This window comes from Streptomyces xingningensis (genome assembly GCF_054957865.1).
This window is the reverse complement of the sequence record NZ_JBDJPF010000056.1, coordinates 25,262-49,294: the sequence shown is the minus strand read 5'-3', so window position 1 is coordinate 49,294 and position 24,033 is coordinate 25,262. Positions and strand designations below refer to the sequence as shown.

Genomic DNA, 24,033 nt, shown 5'->3' with positions numbered 1-24,033 from the left:
AACCAGGTCTTGGGAACCGACGTCACGCATGGGCCCGGATTAACCAACAGGGTCCCCCGAAGGGCGCCGGGCCTCGGCGTTTCTCAGTTGGGCCCGTACTTGCGGCCGGTCGTCGACGACACCCGGGACAGCGCCGCGCGCGGTACGAACTTCGACAGGCCGGTCAGCGCCTTGTAGCGGGGATCGGGGACGGACAGCGACTTGCCCCGGGCCAGGTCCTTCAGCGCGGCGTCGACCAGCCGGTCCGCGTCCAGCCACATCCAGCCGGGAATGTTGTCCGTTCCCATCCCGGCCCGCTGGTGGAATTCCGTCCGCACAAAACCGGGGCACAGCGCCATCAGCCGCACCCCGCTGCCCGCCAGGTCCCGCGCCGCCCCCTGGGTGAACTGCACCACCCACGCCTTGCTCGCCCCATAGGTGCCGCGCGGGACGAAGGCGGCCACCGAGGCGACATTGACCACCCCGCCGCGCCGCCGCTCGCGCATCCCCTTGGCCGCGGCCGACGTCAGCCGCAGCACCGCCTCGCAGTGCACCTTGAGCATGGTCAGCTCGTCGGCCATCGGCACTTCGAGAAAACGGCCCTTGTTGCCGAAGCCGGCGTTGTTGACCAGCAGATCCACCGGGTTCCTGCGGTCCGAGAGCCGGGCTTCGACGGCCGCGATGCCCTCCTCCCGGGAGAGGTCCGCGCGGAGCACCTCCGCCTCCACCCGGTGCCGGTCGTGGAGTTCGGTGGCGTGCTCGTGCAGCCGCTTCTCATCGCGGGCCACCAGCACGAGGTTATGGCCGTCGGCCGCCAGCCGCCGGGCGAAGGCCGCGCCGATGCCGGCCGTCGCCCCCGTGATCAGTGCAGTCGTCATGCGGGAACGTTAGTGCTCCGCGGCTGCTCCGTGTGCTCCGGCGGGAGCCTGCTGACGCGCCAGATACGCCAGCGCCCGCTCCCGGAGCTCGGTGTTCAGCCCGTCCCCGACGGCCAGCAGCCGGGGCAGCAGCGCCCGCTCGGTCGTCAGCGAGCGGAAGACCAGCGAGACGGTCACCTGATGGGCCGGGCGGTGGGTGACGGTGACGGGATCACCCGCACGGACCTCCCCGGGCTCGATGACTCGCAGATACGCGCCGGGAGCCGCGGTCCGGGTGAACCGCTTGATCCAGCCCGTCTCGCCCAGCCAGTCCGCGAAGGTCCGGCAGGGGATGCGCGGCGCGGTGACCTCGAGCAGCAGCCTGTCGCCTATCCGCCAGCGCTCGCCCAGCAGCGCGCCGGTCACCTCCAGGCCGCTGGTGGTGAGGTTCTCGCCGAAGGAGCCGCTCGGCAGGGCGCGCCCCAGCTCCCGCTCCCAGGAGTCGAGGTCCTCGCGGGCGAACGCGTACACCGCCTGGTCGTTTCCGCCGTGGTGGCGCCAGTGGGCCACCGTGTCACCGGCCAGACCGCTGCCCGCCGTGCCCTTGGGGCCGGGCGCGGCCACCGCGACCGGGCCGTCGGCCGGGCGCTTGTCGATGCCGGTGGCGAGGCCACCGGTGAATTCGCCACGGTGGCCCGGGCGGTCGTCCGCCGTCCGGTCCCGGCCGATGTTCACGGAGAGCACGCGCATGACAAAAGGGTAGTCCGTCCTCAAAGCCCCGAGCGGCGATTTTCCGCCATCCCCAAGCTGGGCTTATGCTCGGTGGCATGATCGAGGCTCGCCATCTGAGGGTGCTGCGCGCGGTGGCCGCCACCGGTTCGTTCTCGGCCGCGGCCCGCGAGCTGGGCTGCACCCAGCCCGCCGTCAGCCAGCAGATGAAGGCCCTGGAGCAGGCGACGGGCACGCCGCTGCTGATCCGTACCGGCCGCGAGATGCGGCTCACCGAGGCGGGTGGCGCGCTGGTCCGGCACGCCGCGGGAATCCTGGCCGGGCTCACCGCCGCCGAGGAGGAGATCGCCGCGATCGCCGGGTTGCGGGCGGGCCGGGTGCGGCTGGTGTCCTTCCCCAGCGGCAGCTCCACGCTGGTGCCCAGTGCCCTCGCGGAGATGCGGTCGGCGCACCCCGGCACCCGGGTCTCGCTGGTCGAGGCCGAGCCGCCGAAATCGGTGGACATGCTGCGCTCGGGCGACTGCGACATCGCGCTGTCCTTCCGTTACCCCGAAGTACGCGGCGCCGATCCGGCCGCGGGTTCGGAGTGGGAGGGCCTGGTCGTACGGCCCCTGCTGACCGACCGGCTGATCGGCGTGATCCCGGACGGCCACCGGCTCGTGGGCGCCGAGCGGATAGGGATCGACGAGCTGGCGCGCGAATCGTGGATCGCGGGCTGTCCGCGGTGTCGCCGGCATCTGGTGGAGGTGTGCGAGAGCGCGGGCTTCACCCCGCGGATCGACTTTGCGACGGATGACTATCCGGCGGTGTTCGGGCTGGTGCGGGCCGGTCTCGGGGTTGCGGTGATGCCCGAGCTGGCGCTGGAGTCGGTACGGCCCGAGGGGGCCCGGACGGTGCCGGTCGAGCCCGTGGTGGAGCGCGAGATCGTGGCCCTGACCCTGCCGGACCTGGCGCGGGTGCCCGCCGTCTCGGTGATGCTGGACCGGCTGGTGGCGGCGGCGCGCCGCTGAGCGGTGCCGCCGGGTGACGGCGGCTGAAGCTCCTGGCCGATGAGGTGCTTGGCCGATGGGGGGCCTGGTCGGCGAGGCGCTTGGTCGGCGAGGTGCTGGCTGAAACGTTTCTTCGCTGAGTGGCGCCAGTCAGGCGCTCAGGGTGCTCGTCGCGGAGATGGGCCGGTGCCGGGCCCGTCCCATGAGCTCCTCGCGTTCGTCCTCGGTGAGACCGCCCCATACGCCGTAAGGCTCGCGCACCGCCAGCGCGTGCGCCGCGCACTGGGCGCGCACCGGGCAGCGCATGCACACCTCTTTCGCCGAGGTCTCGCGGGCGCTGCGGGCCGCGCCGCGTTCGCCCTCGGGGTGGAAGAAGAGGGAGCTGTCGACCCCGCGGCAGGCTGCCAGCAGCTGCCAGTCCCATAGGTCGGCGTTGGGGCCGGGGAGGCGGGAGAAATCTGCCATTGCTTGTCCCCTTCGAAGCGAACCGTCGAAGTGATCTGTTGCCATATGAGCAGATGAAAATATGACTCTTTGTCGAATCTAGCCACAGTCACCAATAAATGGGAAGAAGAGCGGGTCCAAGCGGGCAAATGGTGCATGGATCGAACGATGAGCCGAGCGCCCCCCGTGCGCCCTGCTCCGTGTCCGCGCCCTCACGTAGAGTGCCGAACACGGCCGACCGAGCCCGTAACTCTTTCGGGTGACCGTCGTTGAGAGGGCGGAGGCGGTTGGCGAAGCAGTGGTCGGTCAGGTGTGTGAGCCGACATCCACGCTCGCCAATCGCACAGGTGACGATCAGTACCAGCCTGGAGGCTCAAGGTGACGCGCATCAGCTGCGGAGGACGGCCATGACATCCGTCCTCGTCTGCGACGACTCCCCGCTTGCCCGAGAGGCGCTCCGTCGCGCGGTGGCGACCGTGCCCGGCGTCGAGCGCGTGACGACGGCGGCCAACGGCGAGGAAGTCCTCCGCCGCTGGGGCGCCGATCGTTCGGATCTCATTCTGATGGACGTACGCATGCCCGGTCTGGGCGGCGTGGAGACCGTGCGGCGGCTGCTCTCCGCCGACCCCGGTGCCCGCATCATCATGCTCACGGTGGCCGAGGATCTGGACGGGGTCGCGCTCGCGGTCGCCGCCGGGGCGCGGGGCTATCTGCACAAGGACGCCTCGCGTGCCGAGCTGCGGGCCACCGTGACCCAGGCGCTCGCCGACCCGACCTGGCGGCTCGCCCCCCGGCGGCTGCGCTCGGCCGAGATGGGTGCGGCCCCCACCCTCACCGCACGGGAGATCCAGGTGCTCGAGGGCATGAGCCACGGCCGGTCCAACGCCGAGATCGGCCGGGAGCTCTTCCTCTCCGAGGACACCGTCAAGACGCACGCACGGCGGCTCTTCAAGAAACTGGGCGCTTCCGACCGGGCGCATGCGGTGGCGCTCGGATTCCGCTGGGGCCTGGTCCGCTAGGCGCTGTGACGTGCAGCGCTGTGGGGGAGTGACGCACCCCGCCCGCCCCGGGGCGGGCGGGGCGAAGCGTTGCGGCTCCCCGGCCCGCTGCATGTTTCCCGCGCGCTGCCGCATCCTTGAGCTATGGAGTTCCTCGGGGACGGCTCGGTCAGGCGTGATGGGAGGGCGCGGGAAATGACGGTCGGCGCACCCGCTCAAGACGTGACGGTGCACAACCACGGACACGATGCCGCGGAAAGTCCGGCGCCAAGGCACCATGGACCGATGCGCGACAACGACGAGGCGAGTCCCACGGTGGCCGCGGGCCCCGGGGAGATCGGCACCCTCGTCGCCCGCGCCGTCGAAGGCGACCGGCAGGCGACGCACGACCTGCTCGCCCTGGTGCACCCTCTCGCGCTGCGCTACTGCCGCACCCGGCTGTCGCGACTGCCGGGCGACGCCCGCCACTTCGTGGACGACCTCGCGCAGGAGGTCTGCCTCGCGGTGCTGTGCGCCCTGCCGCGCTACCGCGACACCGGGCGGCCCTTCGAGGCCTTTGTGGTGGCCATCGCCGCGCACAAGGTCGCCGATCTGCAGCGGGCCGCCATGCGCCACCCCGGCAGCACGGCCGTGCCCTCCGACGAGATGCCCGAGCAGCCCGACGACTCCCTCGGCCCGGAGGAGCGGGCGCTGCTGAGCAGCGATGCGGAGTGGGCCAAGAAGCTGCTCGCCAACCTCCCCGAGAATCAGCGCGAGTTGGTCCTGCTGCGGGTCGCGGTGGGGCTGACGGCCGAGGAGACGGGGCAGATGCTGGGCATGTCCCCGGGCGCGGTGCGGGTCGCCCAGCACCGGGCGCTCAGCAGGCTCCGGGCGCTGGCCGAGCAGTAGCGGGGCGGCGGTCCCCGGGGCCCCGGTGCGTCTCGGGGATTCTCCGTAGGAACCTCCAAGTGACGCGAGACTCAGCACTCGTGGAATGGGACACCTGTTGGCGCCCGTTAGCATGGGAGTCCTCGCTGAGGCAAGGGGGTCCGGGGGCCGCGGCGGTAGCCGCCACAGTTCACGCCCCGGTCAATACCGCATTTGGGAAGGTGTCATGACTGACAACATCGACGGAATGCCCGAGAAGTTCGCGATGCTCGGTCTGACTTACGACGACGTCCTGCTGCTGCCGGGCGCCTCCGAGGTGCTGCCGAACGCCGTCGACACCTCCTCCCGGGTCTCGCGCAACGTCAGGGTGAACATCCCGCTGCTGTCCGCCGCCATGGACAAGGTCACCGAAGCGCGCATGGCGATCGCCATGGCCCGCCAGGGCGGCGCCGGTGTGCTGCACCGCAACCTCTCCATCGAGGATCAGGCCAACCAGGTCGACCTCGTCAAGCGTTCCGAGTCCGGCATGGTCTCCGACCCGATCACGGTCCGCCCCGACGCCACCCTGGCCGACGCGGACGCGCTGTGCGCGAAGTTCCGCATCAGCGGGGTGCCGGTCACCGATGCGGCGGGCAAGCTGCTCGGCATCGTCACCAACCGCGACATGGCCTTCGAGCTCGACCGCGGCCGTGCGGTGCGCGAGGTCATGACCCCGATGCCGCTGGTCACCGGCAAGGTCGGGATCTCCGGCGAGGACGCGATGGGGCTGCTGCGCCGCCACAAGATCGAGAAGCTGCCGCTGGTCGACGACGCGGGTGTGCTCAAGGGCCTCATCACGGTCAAGGACTTCGTCAAGGCCGAGCAGTACCCCAACGCCGCCAAGGACGCCGAGGGCCGACTGGTCGTCGGTGCCGCGGTGGGTGTCGGCGCGGAGGCCTTCGAGCGCGCCCAGGCGCTGGTCGAGGCCGGTGCGGACTTCCTCGTCGTGGACAGCGCCCATGGCCACAGCCGGGGCATCCTCGACATGATCGCCAAGGTCAAGTCCAACATCAACGTCGATGTGGTGGGCGGCAATGTCGCCACCTGGGACGGCGCCCAGGCGCTGATCGACGCGGGTGTGGACGGCGTCAAGGTCGGCGTGGGCCCCGGCTCGATCTGTACCACCCGGGTGGTCGCCGGCATCGGCGTGCCGCAGGTCACCGCGATCTACGAGGCCGCCCAGGCCTGCCACGCGGCGGACGTGCCGCTGATCGGCGACGGCGGTCTGCAGCACTCCGGCGACATCGCCAAGGCGATCGCGGCGGGTGCCGACACGGTGATGCTCGGCTCGCTGCTCGCGGGCTGCGAGGAGTCGCCGGGCGAGATGGTCTTCATCAGCGGCAAGCAGTTCAAGTCGTACCGCGGCATGGGCTCGCTGGGCGCGATGCAGTCGCGCGGCCAGGCGAAGTCCTTCTCCAAGGACCGCTACTTCCAGGACAACGTCCTCTCCGAGGACAAGCTGGTGCCCGAGGGCATCGAGGGCCAGGTCCCCTACCGCGGGCCGCTGGCCTCGGTCGCGCACCAGCTCATCGGCGGCCTGCGCGCCTCCATGGGCTATGTGGGATCCGCCAATGTGCAGGAGCTCAAGGACAAGGGCCGCTTTGTGCGGATCACCTCGGCGGGACTGAAGGAGAGCCACCCGCACGACATCCAGATGACGGTCGAGGCGCCGAACTACTCGTCGCGCTGAGACGATAGCTGTGGTCTACCTGACAAGGGGGTCAGATGCTGTATGCGGTGAAGTTCAGCGAGGACGCTGCCCGTGTTCGCGACTCGCTGCCTGCTGATCGCAGAACGTTGCTCGAGCGGGGGCTCGAATTGCTGGTTCGGGATCCGCGGCCGGAGATTTCGGTCCCCCTCTCCAAGGACGAGAGCGCGCGATCTCTGGCGCTGACGCAGAACATCGCCATCGAGTACTTCGTCAGCGATGGGCTGCTGATGGTCCTCGTGATTCACGTCGTGGACTTCACCCAGGTTCTCTACGAGCAGTGACAATGGTCCCCGCCCCGCACCGTCCCGCTCGGGGATACTGGTGGGCGGTAGACCGTATGGAAAGGCCACAATGTGACTGAGATCGAGATCGGGCGCGGCAAGCGCGGCCGCCGGGCGTACGCGTTCGACGACATCGCCGTCGTCCCGAGTCGCCGTACCCGCGACCCGAAGGAGGTCTCGATCGCCTGGCAGATCGACGCCTACCGCTTCGAGCTGCCGTTCCTGGCCGCCCCGATGGACTCGGTTGTCTCGCCCGAGGCCGCCATCCGCATCGGTGAGCTGGGTGGCCTGGGTGTGCTCAACCTCGAGGGCCTGTGGACCCGGTACGAGGATCCGGAGCCGCTGCTGGCGGAGATCGCCGAGCTGGACGAGCGCACCGCGACCAGGCGCCTGCAGGAGATCTACGCCGCTCCGATCAAGGAGGAGCTGATCGGGCAGCGCATCAAGGAGGTCCGCGACTCCGGTGTGGTCACCGCCGCCGCGCTCTCCCCGCAGCGCACCGCGCAGTTCTCCAAGGCCGTCGTCGACGCGGGCGTGGACATCTTCGTCATCCGTGGCACCACCGTCTCCGCCGAGCACGTCTCGGGAGCCGCCGAGCCGCTGAACCTCAAGCAGTTCATCTATGAGCTCGATGTGCCGGTGATCGTCGGCGGCTGTGCCACGTACACCGCCGCGCTGCACCTGATGCGCACCGGTGCGGCCGGCGTGCTCGTCGGCTTCGGCGGCGGCGCGGCGCACACCACCCGCAATGTGCTGGGCATCCAGGTGCCGATGGCCACCGCGGTGGCCGATGTGGCCGCCGCCCGCCGGGACTACATGGACGAGTCCGGCGGCCGGTACGTCCATGTCATCGCCGACGGCGGCGTGGGCTGGTCCGGCGACCTGCCCAAGGCCATCGCCTGCGGTGCGGACGCCGTGATGATGGGCTCCCCGCTGGCCCGGGCCACCGACGCACCGGGCCGCGGCCACCACTGGGGCATGGAGGCCGTGCACGAGGACGTGCCGCGCGGCAAGCGCATGAACCTGGGTGCGGTCGGCACGACCGAGGAGATCCTGCTCGGCCCCTCGCACACCCCGGACGGGTCGATGAACTTCTTCGGCGCGCTGCGCCGGGCGATGGCGACCACGGGCTACAGCGAGCTCAAGGAGTTCCAGCGGGTCGAGGTGACGGTCGCACCGTCCTCGCACGACAAGCGCTGACGCATCGTAAGGACGGGGCCCGGTCGCTTCGGCGGCCGGGCCCTTGCCGTGGCCGCACCCGTCAACTCCGTATAAAGGTTCGGGGATAGGGGATACTGGCGACTTATGGCGCAAAGTAAGTCGTTCAGCGGCAGGGACATGGGCATCGACCTCGGCACTGCGAACACGCTGGTGTATGTGCGGGGAAAGGGAGTGGTGCTCAATGAGCCCTCGGTGGTCGCCGTCAACGCCGATGACGGCAGCGTGCTTTCGGTCGGTTCCGAGGCCAAGGAGACCATTGGGCGGACGCCGTCCAACATTGTGGCCGTGCGTCCGCTGCGCGATGGCGTCATAGCCGACTTTGAGATAGCCGAGCGGATGCTGCGGCACTTCATCAAGAAGGTCACCGGCAACCGCCGCCTCTCCCGGCCGCGGGTGGTGGTGTGCGTGCCCTCGGGCATCACGGGGGTCGAGCGCCGGGCGGTCATCGAGGCCGCCTCCCAGGCCGGGGCCCGGGCGGTGCACCTGGTCGAAGAGCCGATGGCGGCCGCGATCGGCGCGGGGCTGCCGGTCAGCGAGCCCACCGGCTGCATGGTCGTCGACATCGGCGGCGGCACCACCGAGGTCGCGGTGATCTCGCTGGGCGGCATCGTCACGGCGCGCTCGGTGCGGACGGCGGGCGATGCCATGGACACGGCGATCACCTCCTATGTGAAGAAGGAGTACGCCCTCGCGATCGGTGAACGCACCGCCGAGGAGCTCAAGATGAGCATCGGCTCGGCGGCGCCGGTGGCGGACTGGTCGGCGAGCGGCGGCTCCGAGGAGACGCAAGGCCTGCGGCCGGCCGACCGGTTCACCATCCGGGGCCGCGACCAGGTCAGCGGTCTGCCCAAGACGCTGGAGCTGACCACCGATGAGGTCCGGCACGCACTGGCCGAGCCGGTGGACGCGATCGTGATGGCCGTGCGCCAGACCCTGGACGAGACCCCGCCCGAGCTGGCGGGCGACATCATGGACCGCGGCGTCGTGCTCACCGGCGGCGGCGCGCTGCTGCGCGGGCTGGACGTCCGGCTGAGCAGGGAGCTCGACATCCCGGTGCTGGTCGCCGACGAGCCCCTGGACTGCGTGGCCATCGGCACCGGCCGGTGTATCGAGGACTTCGCCTCGCTGCGGACCCTGCTGGACGCCCAGCCCCGGCTGCCCGCGAGCGGGCGGCTGTAGTAGCTGTAGTACCAGCCTCGTTCACAGCCGGTGTGCCGCACCGGCGGGGCTCGCGCCCCGGGTGTCCAGCAGCAACTGGGCCTTGACCGCGAGCCCCTGGAGGTCATACGTGCGGTGCTGCTGGAGCAGGACCGTCAGATCGGCGGCGGCCGCGGCCTCGTAGAGGCAATCCGCGCGCGGCACCGGCCGGCCGAGGACACGCCACTGCGCCACCTGGGGATCGTGGTAGCTGAGCTGCGCGCCCAGCTCCATCAGCCGGGAGGCGATCTCACGGGCGGGTGAGCCTTCCTGGTCGGCGACATCGGCCTTGTAGCCGACGCCGAGCAGCAGCACCCGCGCGCCGCGTGCCGACTTGCCGTGCTCGTTCAGGAGCGTGGCGCAGCGCTGGGTGACATAGCGCGGCATGCGCCCGTTGACCTCCTGGGCCAGCTCCACCATCCGTAGCGGATAGCCGAGGCTGCGGCCCTTGTACGAGAGGTAGTTGGGGTCGATGGGCACGCCGTGGCCGCCGACGCCGGGCCCGGGGCGGAATGCCTGGAAGCCGAAGGGCTTGGTCTCCGCGCAGCGGATGACGTCCCACAGGTCCACGCCGATGTCGTGGCAGAAGACGGCCATCTCATTGGCGAGCGCGATGTTGACGTGCCGGTAGTTGGTCTCCCAGACCTTGACCGCCTCGGCCTCGCGGGGGCCGCGGGCGCGGACGACCTTCTCGCAGAAGCGCCCGTAGAAGGCGGCGGCGGCCTCCGTGCAGGCGGGGGTGAGGCCGCCGATGACCCTGGGGGTGTTGCCCAGGCCGTATTTCCGGTTGCCGGGGTCGGTGCGGCTGGGGGAGTAGGCGAGGTGGAAGTCGCGTCCGGCGCGCAGCCCGGAGCCCGATTCGAGGAGGGGGCGCAGGAACTTCTCGGTGGCGCCGGGGTAGACGGGGGACTCCAGGAGCACGGTGGTGTGCGGGCGCAGCCGGGCGGCCAGCGCCCGGGCGGCCTCGCCGACGGCGCCGAGGTCCAGCGCCCGGTCCTCGCCCAGCCTGGAGGGTGCGCAGATGACGGCCGTACGGACCCTGCCGAGCTCGGCATCCTCGGTGGTGGCGCGGAAGCCGGCGGCGAGCATGCGGCGCAGTTCGGCGGCGGTCAGGGTGGTGCAGCCGTGTTCGGCGGGCAGTCGTCCGGCGCGCAGCTCGGCGACGGTGTGCGGGTCGGGGTCATAGCCGACGGTGACCAGGGACGCGGCGGTGGCGGCCTGTGCGAGGGGAAGGCCGAGGTGGCCGAGTCCGATGACGGCGAGGTCTGCGGGCATGGCGTGATGCGGTCCTTCCCGGGGAGAAGCCGATGGGCCCGGCGGGGGTGGAGGCCGGTCCGATGCCCGGGCGAGTATCAGGTTAAGCGGATATATGACAGATATTCGGCATTTCTGCCCTGGGCTCTCCCGGCGGGTCTGTGTCCGGTCCGCGAACCGGCCGGAGCGGCCGGTTTGGGGCAGCATCGTAGGAGGACGGGCACCCCGTCCGTGGTGGGCCGACGTGGGTCGGTGTACGGCGGCACCGGAAGCGGGAGGCAGTGGTGAGGACAGCGGCACTCGGTCCGGCCGAGCGGAGCGCGGCGCTCGCCCGAATGGCGGAGCGGGAACTGGACATCTTGGTGGTCGGCGCCGGTGTGGTCGGCGCGGGCACCGCACTGGACGCCGTCACCCGCGGGCTGACGACCGGGCTGGTGGAGGCGCGGGACTGGGCGGCCGGCACCTCCAGCCGGTCCAGCAAGCTCATCCACGGCGGGCTGCGCTATCTGGAGATGCTGGACTTCGCCCTGGTGCGGGAGGCGCTCAAGGAGCGCGGACTGCTGCTCCAGCGGCTGGCCCCGCACCTGGTGAAACCGGTGCCCTTCCTCTACCCGCTGCAGCACCGGGGCTGGGAGCGGCTCTACGCCGGTTCCGGCGTCGCGCTCTACGACGCGATGTCCGTCTCCTCCGGCCATGGCCGCGGACTGCCCGTGCACCGCCATCTGACCCGCCGCCATGCGCTGCGAGTGGCGCCCTGCCTGCGCAAGGACGCGCTGGTCGGCGCCTTGCAGTACTACGACGCGCAGATGGACGACGCGCGCTATGTCGCCACCCTGGTGCGCACCGCCGCCGCCTATGGCGCGGACGTGGCCAACCGGGCGCGGGTGGTGGGCTTCCTGCGGGAGGGGGAGCGGGTGGTCGGCGCCCGGGTGCGGGACCTCGAACAGGGCGGCGAGTTCGAGATCCGGGCCCGGCAGATCGTCAACGCCACCGGCGTGTGGACGGACGACACCCAGCAGCTCATCGCCGAGCGCGGCCAGTTCCACGTCCGGGCCTCCAAGGGCATCCACCTGGTGGTGCCCAAGGACCGGATCCACTCCACCACCGGGCTGATCCTGCGCACCGAGAAGAGCGTGCTGTTCGTCATCCCCTGGGGCAGACACTGGATCATCGGCACCACCGACACGGACTGGGACCTGGACAAGGCCCACCCGGCCGCCTCCAGTGCCGACATCGACTATCTGCTGGAACACGTCAACTCGGTGCTGTCCGTGCCGCTGTCCCGCGACGACGTACAGGGTGTGTACGCGGGGCTGCGCCCGCTGCTGGCCGGGGAGTCGGACGCGACCAGCAAGCTCTCCCGCGAACACACCGTGGCGCACCCGGTGCCCGGGCTGGTGGTGGTGGCGGGCGGCAAGTACACCACCTACCGGGTGATGGCCAAGGACGCGGTGGACGAGGCGGTGCACGGGCTGGCGCAGCGGGTGGCGGACTGTGTCACCGAGGAGGTGCCGCTGGTGGGCGCCGAGGGCTACAAGGCGCTGTGGAACGGGCGGGCGCAGCTGGCGCAGCGCACCGGGCTGCATGTGGCGCGGGTCGAGCACCTGCTCAACCGGTATGGCTCGCTGGTGGACGAGCTGCTGGAGCTGGTCACCGCCGATCCGTCGCTGGGCGAGCCGCTGGCCGCCGCCGAGGACTATCTGCGGGCGGAGGTCGTCTATGCGGCCTCGCACGAGGGTGCCCGTCATCTGGACGATGTGCTCACCCGCCGTACCCGCATCTCGATCGAGACCTTCGACCGGGGCACCCGCAGCGCCCGCGAGGCCGCCGGGCTGATGGCGCCCGTCCTGGGCTGGGATGCGGAGCAGGTCGAGAAGGAGGTCCGGCACTATGAGAAGCGGGTGGAGGCGGAGCGCGAATCACAGCGTCAGCCGGACGACCTGACGGCGGACGCGGCCCGGCTGGGCGCCCCGGAGGTGCAGCCGCTGTAGGGCCGCGCGGCGTGCCTCGGTGGCACGTCCGGGTGGCATGCGTCAGCAGAATTCGGCCGTCAGCAGCCGCTCTTCGGCCGCGCCGCCGATCCGGGTGTCGCTGTTGAGGCGGTAGCTGACGACATGCCGTCCGTCCGCCGTGCCCAGCACCTGCACATAGGACCCGCTGATCGCGCCGTTGTGCCCCCACAGGGTGACCCCGCACGGCAGCCGCACCGGAAACAGCCCCATCCCATGGCGGCCGTGTGCCGCCGCGGTGTCCCGTATCGTCCCCAGCTCCGAGGTGGGCAGGAGCGCACCGCGGAACAGCGCGCCGAAGAAGCGGTTGAGATCGGGGAGGGTGGAGACCAGTTCTCCGGCGGCACCGGCGGCGGAGGGGTTGAGGTCGGTGACGTCCGTGGGGCCGCCGGGGCCTGACGAGGAGTAGGCGCGCCCGTGCGGAGCGGGCAGCGTGATCCGGGTACCGGGGAAGCTGGTGCCCGTGAGGTGCAGGGGGGTGAGGATCCGGCGCCGGGCCTCGGCGGCGTAGGAGCGTCCGGTGACCTGACGGATGACCATGCCGAGCAGCAGGTAGTCGGTGTTGGAGTAGTGGTACCGGGTGCCCGGCGGGGCGTATGGCGGGTGGGCGAGGCCGGTCCGTACCAGGGACTCGGGCGCATGGGAGGCAAAGCGGTGTGCCGCGGCGCCCGGCCCGAGGAATTCGCGGAAGAAGACCCGGTCGTCCGTGTAGGAGAACAGCCCGCTGGTGTGGGTGAGGAGTTGGCGCACCGTGATGCGGCTGTGCCTGAACCGGATGGAGACGGACGGCGGGAGGTGGTCGGCGACCGGGTCGTCGAGGCCCAGCCGGTGCTCGGCCGCCAGTTGGAGCACCACGGTGGCGATGACCGTCTTGGTGATGCTGCCGGCACGGAAGTGATCGGTGGGCAGGATGCGACGCCCGGTGCGTACGTCGGCCACGCCTGCGGTGGTGAACCGGGCTGCCCCGTGAGCATCTTGTGACAGCTCGGCCGCGCCGGGAACCGAACTTGGCGAAACGAGGTCCTCTACGGGGGAGCGGCCGTCTTCGAGCCCGCCGCCGTCGCACGCCGTCGTCGCGAAAGCCGTTACGGCGCAGCACAGCGCGGCCATGGCCACCGCGAGGCGCGAGAGGGCGGTGCGCGTCGGCATGCGTTTATCTTCCATGGTCGCTCGGACCCTGGCCTTCCACTGGTCCGCGGATGAGAGACAATGGTCGCTCTGCCGGGGTCGGTTGGTCGCAGAGCTGGATGCCAGAGGGGACGCATGTCGGACGCGGAGCAGACGCAGGGCACGACCGGGCGCCTCCTCGCCGGGCGATACCGTCTCGGGGACGTTCTCGGCCGGGGTGGCATGGGCACCGTCCACCGGGCGACGGACGAGACGCTGGGCCGGGTGGTCGCGGTCAAGGAGCTGCGTTTCCCGGCCAATATCGACGAGGACGAGAAGCGCCGTCTGATCACCCGCACGCTGCGCGAGGCGAAGGCGATCGCCCGGATCCGCAGCGCGGGCGCGGTCACCGTCTTCGACGTGGTGCACGAGGACGACCGCCCGTGGATCGTCATGGAGCTCATCGAGGGCCGTTCGCTCGCCGATGTCGTCCGCGAGGACGGGCCGCTGAACTGGCGGCGGGCCGCCGAGGTCGGCCTGGCCGTGCTCGATGTGCTGCGGGCCGCGCATCTGCAGGGCATCCTGCACCGCGATGTGAAGCCGTCCAATGTGCTCATCGCGGACGACGGCCGGGTGGTGCTCACCGACTTCGGCATCGCCCAGGTCGAGGGCGACCCGTCGGTCACCTCCACCGGAATGCTGGTCGGAGCTCCCTCGTACATATCGCCCGAGCGGGCGCGGGGCCAGAAGCCCGGCCCGCCCGCCGACCTGTGGTCGCTGGGCGGCCTGCTGTACGCGGCGGTCGAGGGCGCCCCGCCGTACGACAAGGGGTCGGCCATTGCGACGCTGACCGCCGTGATGACCGAGCCGCTCGGGCCGCCGAAGAACGCGGGCCCGCTGGAGGGGGTCATGTACGGGCTGCTCGCCAAGGACCCGCAGAAGCGGCTGGACGAGGCGGGCGCCCGGGCGCTGCTGACGGATGCGATCAACTCCCCCGACGAGCGGCGGCCGAAGGCGCCCAAGATCGCGGCCACCGATGTCACCCAGGCGATGGCGCTGCCGACGGCCCCCGGCAAGCCCGCGGCGGACCGGTCCGCGAAGGAGGCGCCGAAGCACTCCCCGGCACGGCCCCAGAAGCCGGCCCCGAGATCCGGGCCCAGGGGTTCCGCCACCCCGCCGTCCGGTGCCCGCGCCGAGGACGAGCGGGGGGAACGCACGGCGAGCGCCTTCCGGCCGCTGCGCGATGCCACCCCGTCGGGCTCGGCAGCCTCGACGGCCGCCTCCAGGACCGAGCCGGAGCCGGTCCCGGTGCCGGGCGCATACACCGAGACCCTGGTCCGGATGCGCGTCCCGGTGCAGCGGCGCGTGCTGGTCCTCGTGGTGGCCGTCGTCCTGCTGGCCGTGCTCGGCACGGTGCTCGCCGTGGCGCTGGGGTAGCGCCGCTCCGGCGGGGCCCGGGCCCGGCTGATCCGACGAGCTGAGGCGTACGGCCCCGAAGGGGGCTGTTCTGCACGTATCGTGAGTGTGGGTGGACGGTGCGCAGCCGCAAGGGGCGGCAGGGCGGCCGGATTTGGCGGCTGGCCGGTTGTGGCGGTTGTTCGGGCGATACAGGGATCGCGCGCTTGGGGAGGCGTTGTGGACGACTATGCGGGCCGGGTGCTCGCCGATCGCTATCGCCTGCCGTTGCCCCCGTCCGATGCGTTTGAACTGGTCGAGGCCCGGGCCTTTGACACCTACAGCGGGCAGGAGGTGCTGGTCCGGCAGATCCCGCTGCCGGAGGTCGTGGACGCGGAGCTCGTCGAAAGCGCGGGCGAGCCGGGCGCGGCGGTCGGCGGCCGGGGCGGGCGGCCCGGGGCGGTGGGCACCGGGCGCGGCGGCCGCACGGTGCCGGAGGCCGGGGACCCCGCGGTGCGCCGGGCGCTGGCAGCGGCCACGGCCGCCGCGCGGATTCCCGACCACCCGCGGCTGGACCAGGTCTTCCACGTCTTCGCCGAGGCGGGCAGCCTGTGGATCGTCAGCGAACTCGTCTCCGCCCGCCCGCTGGCGGCCGTGCTCGCCGAGCGCACGCTCTCGCCCCATCGCGCCGCCGAGGTGGCCGCCGATGTCCTCACCGCGCTGCGGGCCCTGCACGCCCAGGGCTGGACGCATCGCAACATCACCACTCGCACCGTCCTCATCTGCGAGGACGGGCGGGCGATCCTCACCGGCCTGGCCGCCGGGGCGGCGGAGGAGGCGCTGTGCGGCTATGACCCCGTCCCGGCGGACGGGGAGCGGGAGGGCGGTCCGGCGCCGGGAGCCACGAAGCCCGGCGGGGCGCCGGGCGTCCCCCGGCAGGTCGGGCCGGGATACCGCGACCAGGGCACCGCGGGCGGACTCGGGCCGCCGTCACCGGGCGGGGCGCGCGGGCCACGGCCCGCCGAGCGCCCCGGTCCGCAGAACGGGCGCACCCGGCCCGGGGCGATCGCCGCGTACCGCGCGGGAGCCCGGGCCGCCGCCGCTCGGGCGGCGGCCGAGGGCGGCAACTCCCGCCCGCCGACCGGCTCCTCCACCTGGGGCGGCGGCAGCGCCGCCAGCGGCACCGCGCCCGCGCCCGACTCCACCGCGCCCTGGAGCGCCGATGTGCTCCTCCAGGGCACCTCCTCGGGGCGCACGGACCCGCCGCGCAAGGATCCGCGCAAGGACACGGGCAAGGATCCGGGCAAGGATGCGCAGGAGCAGGGGCGTACCAACCCGGGGGGCGCGGACCCGGAGCGCACGGACGGCGAGCCGGAGCCCATGGCCGGCGGGCAGGTGCCTTCGCCGCGTGCCGCCGCGGACTGGTCGCGCACCGCCGCGTCCGGCGGCGCCCTCGCCGCCGAACGGGCCCGGCAGGCCCGGATGGTGGTGGTCGGGCCCGTCACCGAGCGCTGGGCCCCGGAGCAGGCCTGGCCCATACAGGAGAACTGGCAGCTCGCCCCGCCGGTTGGGCCCGCCGCCGACCTGTGGGCGCTGGGCGCGCTGCTCTTCCGCGTCGTGCAGGGGCACGCCCCGTATCCGGAGGACAGCACGGCCGACCTGGTGCAGCTGGTCTGCGCCGAGCCCCCCGCATACGCCGAGGAGTGCGGCGCGCTGCGCCCCGTGGTCGAGTCGCTGATGCGCAAGGACCCGGATGAGCGGCCCGACGTCGAGGAACTCCGCGGCTGGCTGCGGTCGTTGATCCGCTCTGCTCCCGAGCCGGACATCGGCAGCCGCACGGTCACAGTGCCGTCGATCGGGCCGAGCGCGCCCGCCGACCCCGGTCGGCTGCCGATCATCCGGCGCCGCGGCGAGCTGGTGCTGCGGCGCCGTCGAGGGCGTACGGTCGGTGCCTCCGCGGCGGCGGCCGCGCACGGGCGGCACAAGAGATCGGATGCCACCGGACAGCTGCAGGAGCAGCGGGCACCGGGCCCGCACAGTCCGCATCGGCTGGGACGCCTGTTGCTGGGGGTGATCTTGTTGGTGCTGATTGGGGCCGTGCTGTATGCGCTGCTGTTTATGCCGCGTACGGCGGAGAGCGCGGAACAGACCACTCCGGACCGTACCGGCTCACCGGGAGCACTGAGTGCCACCCCCAACGGCCCCGGCCCGGACGGCAAGGCGTCCGCCGAGGGGGCCGGGGAGCGGCGGACCGAGGGGAGCGGCGAGGTCGCCCAGGGCTTCACCCTGCGCCGCGACCCCAAGGGCTTCTCGGTGGCCGTGGCCAAGGATTGGCAGCGCCGCGGGGCCAACGCCCACGGCCAAGTCGTCTATGCGGGCGGTGGTTTCGAGCTGATCGTGGTGCCCGGCCGGGACAAGGCGTCCGAGTTCGGCACCGATCCCATGGCCTACCAGCAGGACAAGGAGCCCGAACTGGACGCCTTCCGCGCCTCGTCCTGGTCGGGCGCCTCCGGCCTGCGCCGGGTCGACATCGGCCGGACGGCCGGTGCGGAGGGCACCTTCAACTGGGGCAACGGCAACGGCCACCAGGTCTATGTGCGCAACTCGGCGATGATCCTGGGCGGCCGCTACCATGTGCTGCAGGTGATCGGGCCGATGGACGGGCAGCACTCGGTGGACTCCTTCTTCGACCAGGCCACCGCCACCTATCGGACGGGCAGTTGAGCGCGGGGCGGCCGGGCGCGGGGGCAGCCCTCAGGAGAACCGTGCCCGCAGTTCACCCTTGACCACCTTGTGCAGTGCTCCCTGGCGTGGCAGCGCCTCGACCAGCTCCAACCGCTCGGGCACCTTGTGCACCGCCAGCCCCGCACCACGCAGATGCCGGATGAGATCCGCCAGCGTCAACGGCGCCGTACCGGCGCGCTGCTGGACGACCGCGCAGACGCACTCCCCCCGCGCGGGATCGGGCAGCCCGATGACGGCGGCGTCCTCGATGGAGGGGTGTTCGCCGAGCAGACGCTCGATCTCCGGCGCCGAAATGGTCTCCCCCTTGCGGATGATGATGTCCTTGGCGCGCCCGGTGAGTACCAGGTGACCCTCGGCGGTGAGGTGACCGAGGTCGCCGGTGAGGAGAAACCCGTCCTGGTCAAAGGCCTCGGCGGACTGGGCGGGGTCGAGATAGCCCCGGCACACGGCCTCGCCGCGCAGCCGGATGTGCCCGTCCGCCCCTGGCGGCACCGGTGCCCCGTCCGCATCGGTGATCCGGATCTCCAGGCCGGTCGGCGGCCGTCCCTCCGTGGTGGCGAGCAGCTCGGCCGGGTCGGCCGGAGAGCCCATGGTGATCAACGGGGCTTCCGTCATGCCGTAGCCATGGACCAGCTCGCAGCCCAGTTCACGGACCACCTCGGCGTACAGGGCGGGCGGTTTGGGGGCGCCGCCCCCCGCCAGCAGGCGAAGGGCGGGCAGCAGTCCGCGGGCGGGATCCTTGCGCTGTTCGGCGAGGAACATGGCGTAGAACGCGGTGGAGCCGCCCGCGATGGTGACGCCATGGCGGCGGTAGGCATCGAGCGAGCCGGGCAGGGCGAAGTGCTCGACGAGGAGGGCGGGAAAGCCGCGCAGGAGCAGCATCACGGTGTACTGGGCGCCGCCGATGTGCGCATAGGGGAAGGCGATGGAACCCAGGTCGCCGGGCGTCGGCTGCAGGGCCTCGGCGAGGGAGCGGCCGGAGGCGATCAGGGAGCGGTCCGTGTGCAGGACCCCCTTGGGGGCCGCGGTGCTGCCGGACGTCCAGTGGATCCAGCGGACGGTGCTGCCCTCGGCGGGCGGCGGGGGCAGGGCGGCCGGGCGGTCCTCGGCGTCCGGCATCGTCAACACCTCGGGCTCGGGGCGCAGTTCGCTGGCGAGCCGACAGGCCATGGCCAGGTGGTCGAAGCCCCGCCATACGCCGGGGACGACGAAGAATTCGGCTCCCACGGCCCGTAGGGCATGACCGGCCTCGTGGTCGCGGCAGTGCGGGATGAGCGGGCTCTGGACGGCACCGAGCCGGGCCAGGGCGAGACTCAGGACCACCGTCTCGATGCGGGTGGGCAGTTGCCACAGGACCCGGCTCCCGGCCCGGACGCCGAGCCCGTGCAGCCGGGCGGCCGTGCGCTCGGCCCGGTCGCGCAGGGCGGCGAAGGTCAGCGTCCGGTCGTCCTCGGCCTGGACGAGGGCGGGCGCGTCGGGGGTCAGGGTGGCGCGGTGGCCGAGGAGGCGCCACAGGGTGCCGGACATGGTCCCCCCTCGAACGGAGCTGACGCTACGTCAGAACGGAGGAAGCGTAGGCCGCCGTGGCTTGCCGGTCCAGAGGGTGCGGGCTAGCTTCTCAACTGACGGTACGTCAGAAACCTGGGGAGGCCTGTTGTGGATCTGCCGCGCATCGTCAGTGTCGACGACCATGTGATCGAGCCCGCCCACCTCTTCGACACCTGGCTCCCCGCGGCCTGCCGCGACCGCGGGCCCAAGCCGCTGACCGCCGGCATCGGCGGCCTGGAATACACCGGCGGGAAGTACCGCTTCACCATGGACCCGGACGGCCCCCCGGCCGACTGGTGGATCTACGAGGACCTCGCGTTCCCCTACAAGCGCAACATCGCCGCCGTCGGCTTCGACCGCGAGGAGATGACCCTGGAGGGCATCACCCGCGAGGAGATGCGACCCGGCTGCTGGGACCCGGCCGAACGGCTCAAGGACATGGACCTCAACCATGTCGAGGCGTCCTTGTGCTTCCCGACCTTCCCGCGCTTCTGCGGGCAGACCTTCGCCGAGGCGCGGGACAAGGAGGTCGCCCTGGCGTGTGTACGGGCCTACAACGACTGGATGGTCGAGGAGTGGTGCGGCGACAGCGGCGGCCGGCTGATCCCGCTGTGCCTGATCCCGCTCTGGGACATCGGCCTCGCGGTCGCGGAGCTCCGGCGCAACGCCGCGCGCGGCGTACGGGCCGTGACCTTCAGCGAGTTGCCCACCCATCTGGGGCTGCCCAGTATCCACACCGGCCACTGGGACCCCTTCTTCGCCGTCTGCCAGGAGACGAGCACCGTCGTCAATATGCACATCGGCTCCTCCTCGCAGATGCCCGCCGCATCCCCCGACGCACCACCGGCCGTGCAGGCGGCCCTGTCCTTCAACAACGCCATGGCATCACTGGCCGACTTCCTCTTCAGCGGGGTGCTGGTGCGCTTCCCCGAACTCAAACTCGCCTACAGCGAAGGCCAGATGGGATGGATCCCCTATGCCCTGGAGCGCGCCGACGATGTCTGGCGCGAGCACCGGGCCTGGGGCGGGGTGCGCGACCTGATCCCCGAACCGCCCTCCTCCTACTACTACCGGCAGGTCTTCTGCTGCTTCTTCCGCGACCGGCACGGGATCGCCTCGCTCGACGCCGTGGGCCGCGACAACGCCACCTTCGAGACCGACTACCCCCATGTGGACTCGACCTTCCCGCACACCAGGGAAATCGCCCTCGACCAGGTGCGGGGACTGGACGAGGCGACCGTCCACCAGCTGATGCGGGGCAATGCGATCCGCATGCTCGGGCTGGACCTCGACGGACCGGCCGCGTGACCGCCATGGAGCCGACCCACCCGGCCGATGAGGAGGAATTCCGGCGGCAATTGCGCGCCTGGCTGCGCCGGACGCTGCCGAAACTGCCCGCCAGGCCCGCGCCGGACGACTGGCCCGCCCGGCGCGCCCATGACTGCGCCTGGCAACGGGCGCTGTACGACGCCGGATACGCGGGACTGGACTGGCCCCGCGACGCGGGCGGCCGGGGCGCCGGGCCCATCCGGCACCTGATCTTCCTCGAGGAGGCGGAGCTGGCGGGCGCGCCCCCGGCGGGCGCGGGCTTCGTGGGACTGCTGCATGCCGGCCCCACCATCGCCGCCGAGGGAACCGCCGCCCAGCGTGCCCGCTGGCTGCCGCCGATCCTGCGCGGCGAGGAGGTGTGGTGCCAGGGCTTCTCGGAGCCCGACGCGGGCTCCGACCTCGCCGCCCTGCGTACCCGGGCGGTCCGCGACGGCGACGCGTACCTCGTCACCGGCAGCAAGGTCTGGACCTCGCATGCCGAGGTCGCCGACTGGTGCGAACTGCTCGTCCGCACCGACCCGTCGGCCCCCAGGCACCGGGGACTCAGCTGGCTCGCGATGCCGATGGACGCACCCGGGGTGACGGTGCGCCCGCTGCGCACCCTCGCGGGATCCACCGAATTCGCCGAGGTGCTCCTCGACGGGGTGCGGGTGCCGCTCTCCCACCGGGTGGGCGCCGAACACGACGGCTGGCGGGTCTCGATGGTCACCCTCTCCTTCGAGCGCGGCACGGCCTTCGCCGGCGAGGTCGTCGCCTGCCGCCGGACCCTGGCCCTGCTGGCCCGGGCGGCCCGGGAGAACGGCCGGTGGGACGACGCGGTCCTGCGCCGCCGACTGGGGCGGCTGAGCGCCGACTTCACGGCGTTGTGGCGGCTGGTGCAGGCGAATGCGAGCGAGGCCGAGCATGCGCTGCGCAGCGGCGGCAGCGGGGTGCCGGGCGTGGGCGGTTCCGTCTTCAAGCTCCGCTACTCGCAGGCGCGCCAGGAGCTCTACGAGACGGCCGCCGAAATCCTCGGCCCCCGGGCGCTGGATGCCGACCAGGAATGGACCGTTGGCCGGCTTTCCTCGCTCGCTTACACGATTGCCGCCGGAACGTCCCAGATTCAGCGGAACATCATTGCCGAGCGCATTCTCGGCCTCCCCCGCGGAGGTTAGCGGTGATCATGGATTTCCGGTTGACCCCCGAACAGCAGGACCTGCGAACGGGAATGCGGGAACTCTTGGCGGCGCGATTCCCGCGGGAACGGCTGCGGGAGGTGGTGGACGGGCAAGCGCCGGGACCGGGCCCCGACCGGGCGCTGTGGCGGGAGTTGGGGGAGGCCGGGCTGTTCGCCCTGCGGTTGCCCGAGCGGGACGGCGGGGTGGGGCTCGGCCTGCCGGAGGCGGTGCTGCTCTTCGAGGAGGCGGGGCGGGCGCTGCTGCCCGGCCCGCTGGTCGCCACCCATCTCGCGGCGGGCCTGGTGGCGGGCGCGGCCGAGGGCACCGGGATGGTGACGGCCGTGGACCGGCCCGGCGTTGTGGAACACCTCGCCACCGCCGACGCCGTGCTGCTGCTCGACGGCGAACGGGCGCGGCTGTGGGAGACGGGATACGGAGCGGGTCCGGACGCCCTGTCGGCGAGCCCCCTGCGGTCGGTGGACCCGGCGACCCCGCTGCACCTGCTGGATGCCCTGCCCGGGACGGTGCAGGGCATCCGGGAGGTGGGTGCGGCCGCCCCGTTGCGCCGGGAGGCGGTGCTGCTGACCGCCGCACAACAGCTCGGCAGCGCGGCCCGCACCATGGAGATGGCCGTCGCCCACGCCAAGGCCCGCACCCAGTTCGGCCGCCCGATCGGCGCTTTCCAGGCGGTCCAACACCTCTGCGCCGACATGCTCGTACGCACGGAACTCGCACGAACTAGCGTGTATGCGGCATCGCTCACGGTAATGGCGGGGGAAGTCGCCGGAGCGAAACTTCTCGCCGATGAGGCCGCCGTTCGTAATGCTCGTGACTGTTTGCAATTGCATGGCGGGCTGGGTTTCGCCTGGGAGTCGGACGTGCATCCACACTTCAAGCGAGCCTGGCTGAGGGCCGCCCAGTGGCAGTCGGCGGCGGAGGCCGAGGAGGAGATCGCCGATGGACTCCAGGTGCTCCCGGCCGACTTCGGCGGGCTTCCCGGGGGAGGGCGCGGAAATTCGCTCGGGCGAAATCATGAGCGATGAGAATGCAGAACGTAATCAACTCGGGCGAAATGCCGGTGTTGCCGCACATAAAGATCACGCTCCGTTGATATCGAGTTGTGTTCTGCGTGTAACTCGCCACGGGGCGGAGTCGGGTCCGTGCTCGGGTACTCTCCCTTGGATGCGAGTGGTTCGAAGGCGCAATGAAACCGGTGTTGCCCATGTGGTGATGCCGCATTCGGGAACGCCTCTTGCCCGTATCGGCGCGGGGTTCATGAATCCCCCGTGTTCGAGACCCCACGGCACGCATCGCACAGTTGGTGATGCGCATACTCCTTGGCGCCGGAATAGGTCTGAAGCGCTTGTTGGGGTAACTCTGCGTCAATCAGGCTGTCGTGGAAGGAGATCACGCTCCGTGACTCCTCTCAGGCGCGAGGCGTTGTGTCCGCCGGTTCGGATGGTGTGAGCGGTGCAGGTGCTTCAGATGCAAATGGAGGTTCGGGCCGACCCCGCGGAGGTCGGGCGGGCCCGGAAGTGGGCGCGGTCCCGTCTGGCGGGCCATGGGATAGGGGTTGATGAGCCGCTGGCCGAGACGCTGATCCTGTTGATCTCCGAGCTGGTGACCAACGCCGTGGTGCACACCGGATGCCCGGCCGTGCTGCGGATGTTCTTCCCCGGGGTGAGCGGCGGCGGGGTGGGTGGCGGCGCCGGAGCAGCGGCCGGACCTCGCCCGGACACCGTACGGGTGGAGGTCGCCGACATCAGCGCCCGGCCGCCCCGGCAGCGCTGCGCCCGGGGTGATGAAACCGGGGGTCGCGGCCTGGAGCTGGTGGAGGGCCTCGCCGATCGCTGGGGCTGGCAGCCGGAGGGTACGGGTAAGCGCATCTGGTGCGAGATCGACCGTGGCTCGTCGGCTCTGCCGCGGTGGAGCAATGCTTTTGAGCCACAACACGCCGTCGCAAATAGGGCGTAGGCGGCAAAGTCCAGACCAGGTGTTGACGTGAAGTGGTCACGTGATCACCCTTGGATGCAGCGATTCGTTGCGAGGGGACGTCGAGAGGCCCATGTGACCCGGGCTGCCTTGGCGAGTGCGGGTCGCGGTCCGGCGCGAGAACAGGGCTCCAGCGCCGGAGCTGGGCGGCGGCGTGTGGTGCCGTGCTCGGGGTGCGCATCAGC

At 71.7% G+C, this 24,033-nt stretch carries 19 protein-coding genes and 1 pseudogene; 14 read left to right on the top strand and 6 right to left on the bottom strand.

What is annotated here, in order from left to right; translation table 11 throughout:
- Window positions 1-83: 83 nt before the first annotated feature.
- Both ABCR83_RS25070 and ABCR83_RS25065 read right to left on the bottom strand, forming a co-directional pair.
- On the bottom strand, window positions 84-857 hold the full coding sequence (locus ABCR83_RS25070) for an SDR family NAD(P)-dependent oxidoreductase (RefSeq protein WP_462697440.1): 774 nt from the start codon (window positions 855-857) through the stop codon (window positions 84-86).
- Between the two features lie 9 nt (window positions 858-866).
- Window positions 867-1,586, bottom strand: coding sequence for an MOSC domain-containing protein (locus ABCR83_RS25065; RefSeq protein ID WP_462697439.1), 720 nt, complete (start codon window positions 1,584-1,586; stop codon window positions 867-869).
- A gap of 77 nt (window positions 1,587-1,663) precedes the next feature.
- Here ABCR83_RS25065 and ABCR83_RS25060 point away from each other — a divergent pair, with 77 nt between their 5' ends.
- Entirely contained in the window at window positions 1,664-2,575 is a 912-nt protein-coding gene (locus ABCR83_RS25060; RefSeq protein ID WP_462697438.1) for a LysR family transcriptional regulator, read from the top strand.
- Between the two features lie 129 nt (window positions 2,576-2,704).
- On the opposite strand, the gene ABCR83_RS25055 is transcribed toward ABCR83_RS25060, so the two are convergent.
- Entirely contained in the window at window positions 2,705-3,019 is a 315-nt protein-coding gene (locus tag ABCR83_RS25055; RefSeq protein WP_462697437.1) for a WhiB family transcriptional regulator, read from the bottom strand.
- Between the two features lie 386 nt (window positions 3,020-3,405).
- Between ABCR83_RS25055 and ABCR83_RS25050 the strand changes: the two genes are divergently transcribed.
- From ABCR83_RS25050 to ABCR83_RS25025, 6 genes are all read left to right on the top strand, one after another.
- Window positions 3,406-4,017: a response regulator transcription factor gene (locus ABCR83_RS25050; protein WP_003948568.1), complete on the top strand. Its 612-nt coding sequence runs from the start codon at window positions 3,406-3,408 to the stop codon at window positions 4,015-4,017.
- Between the two features lie 264 nt (window positions 4,018-4,281).
- A complete protein-coding gene (locus tag ABCR83_RS25045) occupies window positions 4,282-4,884 on the top strand; it encodes a sigma-70 family RNA polymerase sigma factor (protein ID WP_462697436.1) in 603 nt (200 codons plus the stop codon).
- A gap of 205 nt (window positions 4,885-5,089) precedes the next feature.
- Window positions 5,090-6,592, top strand: coding sequence for an IMP dehydrogenase (guaB, locus tag ABCR83_RS25040; protein WP_462697435.1), 1,503 nt, complete (start codon window positions 5,090-5,092; stop codon window positions 6,590-6,592).
- 35 nt (window positions 6,593-6,627) lie between these two features.
- Window positions 6,628-6,894 (top strand): hypothetical protein, encoded by a 267-nt coding sequence (locus ABCR83_RS25035; RefSeq protein ID WP_462697434.1) that lies wholly within the window; start codon window positions 6,628-6,630, stop codon window positions 6,892-6,894.
- Window positions 6,895-6,966: 72 nt separating this feature from the next.
- Window positions 6,967-8,094 (top strand): GuaB3 family IMP dehydrogenase-related protein, encoded by a 1,128-nt coding sequence (locus tag ABCR83_RS25030; protein ID WP_462697433.1) that lies wholly within the window; start codon window positions 6,967-6,969, stop codon window positions 8,092-8,094.
- A gap of 105 nt (window positions 8,095-8,199) precedes the next feature.
- Window positions 8,200-9,294 (top strand): rod shape-determining protein, encoded by a 1,095-nt coding sequence (locus ABCR83_RS25025; protein WP_462697432.1) that lies wholly within the window; start codon window positions 8,200-8,202, stop codon window positions 9,292-9,294.
- A 21-nt stretch (window positions 9,295-9,315) separates the two neighbouring features.
- On the opposite strand, the gene ABCR83_RS25020 is transcribed toward ABCR83_RS25025, so the two are convergent.
- Window positions 9,316-10,587, bottom strand: a complete 1,272-nt coding sequence (locus ABCR83_RS25020; protein ID WP_462697431.1) for a nucleotide sugar dehydrogenase — start codon at window positions 10,585-10,587, stop codon at window positions 9,316-9,318.
- 263 nt (window positions 10,588-10,850) lie between these two features.
- On the opposite strand from ABCR83_RS25020, the gene ABCR83_RS25015 reads away from it, so the two are divergent.
- Window positions 10,851-12,557 (top strand): glycerol-3-phosphate dehydrogenase/oxidase, encoded by a 1,707-nt coding sequence (locus ABCR83_RS25015; protein ID WP_462697430.1) that lies wholly within the window; start codon window positions 10,851-10,853, stop codon window positions 12,555-12,557.
- 42 nt (window positions 12,558-12,599) lie between these two features.
- Here ABCR83_RS25015 and ABCR83_RS25010 read toward each other — a convergent pair whose 3' ends face one another.
- Window positions 12,600-13,724 carry a serine hydrolase domain-containing protein gene (locus tag ABCR83_RS25010; protein WP_462697429.1) on the bottom strand — a complete coding sequence of 375 codons (1,125 nt, stop codon included), beginning with the start codon at window positions 13,722-13,724 and terminating at the stop codon, window positions 12,600-12,602.
- A gap of 114 nt (window positions 13,725-13,838) precedes the next feature.
- Between ABCR83_RS25010 and ABCR83_RS25005 the strand changes: the two are divergent.
- Window positions 13,839-15,116: pseudogene (locus ABCR83_RS25005) on the top strand (serine/threonine-protein kinase); the annotation flags it as partial.
- 201 nt (window positions 15,117-15,317) lie between these two features.
- Complete coding sequence (locus ABCR83_RS25000) at window positions 15,318-17,801, top strand: protein kinase (RefSeq protein WP_462697428.1); 2,484 nt, start codon at window positions 15,318-15,320, stop codon at window positions 17,799-17,801.
- A 30-nt stretch (window positions 17,802-17,831) separates the two neighbouring features.
- Here ABCR83_RS25000 and ABCR83_RS24995 read toward each other — a convergent pair whose 3' ends face one another.
- Window positions 17,832-19,349: a class I adenylate-forming enzyme family protein gene (locus ABCR83_RS24995; protein ID WP_462697427.1), complete on the bottom strand. Its 1,518-nt coding sequence runs from the start codon at window positions 19,347-19,349 to the stop codon at window positions 17,832-17,834.
- 129 nt (window positions 19,350-19,478) lie between these two features.
- Between ABCR83_RS24995 and ABCR83_RS24990 the strand changes: the two genes are divergently transcribed.
- The 4 genes from ABCR83_RS24990 to ABCR83_RS24975 all read left to right on the top strand — a co-directional run bounded on the left by ABCR83_RS24990 (window position 19,479) and on the right by ABCR83_RS24975 (window position 23,830).
- Window positions 19,479-20,678 carry an amidohydrolase family protein gene (locus ABCR83_RS24990; RefSeq protein WP_462697426.1) on the top strand — a complete coding sequence of 400 codons (1,200 nt, stop codon included), beginning with the start codon at window positions 19,479-19,481 and terminating at the stop codon, window positions 20,676-20,678.
- Between the two features lie 5 nt (window positions 20,679-20,683).
- Entirely contained in the window at window positions 20,684-21,853 is a 1,170-nt protein-coding gene (locus ABCR83_RS24985; protein WP_462697443.1) for an acyl-CoA dehydrogenase family protein, read from the top strand.
- A gap of 8 nt (window positions 21,854-21,861) precedes the next feature.
- A complete protein-coding gene (locus ABCR83_RS24980; protein WP_462697442.1) occupies window positions 21,862-22,899 on the top strand; it encodes an acyl-CoA dehydrogenase family protein in 1,038 nt (345 codons plus the stop codon).
- A 427-nt stretch (window positions 22,900-23,326) separates the two neighbouring features.
- Window positions 23,327-23,830, top strand: coding sequence for an ATP-binding protein (locus tag ABCR83_RS24975; protein WP_462697424.1), 504 nt, complete (start codon window positions 23,327-23,329; stop codon window positions 23,828-23,830).
- Window positions 23,831-24,033 lie beyond the last annotated feature (203 nt).

What these genes read in the sequence shown, in the direction of transcription:
- ABCR83_RS24985 (WP_462697443.1), top strand. Translation starts at nt 20,684, where the DNA reads ATGGAGCCGACCCACCCGGCCGATGAGGAGGAATTCCGGCGGCAATTG.
- ABCR83_RS24980 (WP_462697442.1), top strand. Translation starts at nt 21,862, where the DNA reads ATGGATTTCCGGTTGACCCCCGAACAGCAGGACCTGCGAACGGGAATG.
- ABCR83_RS25060 (WP_462697438.1), top strand. Translation starts at nt 1,664, where the DNA reads ATGATCGAGGCTCGCCATCTGAGGGTGCTGCGCGCGGTGGCCGCCACC.
- ABCR83_RS25065 (WP_462697439.1), bottom strand. Translation starts at nt 1,586, where the DNA reads ATGCGCGTGCTCTCCGTGAACATCGGCCGGGACCGGACGGCGGACGAC.
- ABCR83_RS25050 (WP_003948568.1), top strand. Translation starts at nt 3,406, where the DNA reads ATGACATCCGTCCTCGTCTGCGACGACTCCCCGCTTGCCCGAGAGGCG.
- ABCR83_RS24995 (WP_462697427.1), bottom strand. Translation starts at nt 19,349, where the DNA reads ATGTCCGGCACCCTGTGGCGCCTCCTCGGCCACCGCGCCACCCTGACC.
- ABCR83_RS25025 (WP_462697432.1), top strand. Translation starts at nt 8,200, where the DNA reads ATGGCGCAAAGTAAGTCGTTCAGCGGCAGGGACATGGGCATCGACCTC.
- ABCR83_RS25045 (WP_462697436.1), top strand. Translation starts at nt 4,282, where the DNA reads ATGCGCGACAACGACGAGGCGAGTCCCACGGTGGCCGCGGGCCCCGGG.
- ABCR83_RS25020 (WP_462697431.1), bottom strand. Translation starts at nt 10,587, where the DNA reads ATGCCCGCAGACCTCGCCGTCATCGGACTCGGCCACCTCGGCCTTCCC.
- ABCR83_RS25010 (WP_462697429.1), bottom strand. Translation starts at nt 13,724, where the DNA reads ATGCCGACGCGCACCGCCCTCTCGCGCCTCGCGGTGGCCATGGCCGCG.
- ABCR83_RS25055 (WP_462697437.1), bottom strand. Translation starts at nt 3,019, where the DNA reads ATGGCAGATTTCTCCCGCCTCCCCGGCCCCAACGCCGACCTATGGGAC.
- guaB (WP_462697435.1), top strand. Translation starts at nt 5,090, where the DNA reads ATGACTGACAACATCGACGGAATGCCCGAGAAGTTCGCGATGCTCGGT.
- ABCR83_RS25035 (WP_462697434.1), top strand. Translation starts at nt 6,628, where the DNA reads ATGCTGTATGCGGTGAAGTTCAGCGAGGACGCTGCCCGTGTTCGCGAC.
- ABCR83_RS25070 (WP_462697440.1), bottom strand. Translation starts at nt 857, where the DNA reads ATGACGACTGCACTGATCACGGGGGCGACGGCCGGCATCGGCGCGGCC.